Here is a 308-nt window from a genome sequence, read left to right on the forward strand (position 1 = left end):
GCGAAGGGGATGTTCGCGGCCCAACTCGTCGTCCCGGTAGGTTAGTACGAGCACGGCCGGGAGCCGGTCGACCCGGCGCACCAGGAAGCGCAGTGCGTCCAGCGACGCCTCGTCGGCCCAGTGCACATCCTCGACGACGAGTACCACCGGATGCGGAGGCGCCGACATCTCCGCCCGCAGGGCGTCGTACACCCGTTGCCGGTCCCCGCCCTCCTTCAGCGCCTGCCCCAGCTCGGCGGCGTGGGCGGAATCGGCGACGACGAGATCGCGAAAGGGGCCGAGCGGACGCCGTGTCTCCAGATCGTCGC

1 protein-coding gene is annotated in these 308 nt (G+C 71.1%); it reads right to left on the bottom strand.

The window, feature by feature from the left end; all coding sequences use genetic code 11:
• On the bottom strand, positions 1-308 hold a 308-nt coding region (locus tag J0695_RS40445; protein ID WP_206969786.1), incomplete at both ends, for an AAA family ATPase.

This window comes from Streptomyces beijiangensis, assembly GCF_017315755.1.
In the GTDB taxonomy this organism is placed as follows: Bacteria; Actinomycetota; Actinomycetes; order Streptomycetales; family Streptomycetaceae; genus Streptomyces; species Streptomyces beijiangensis.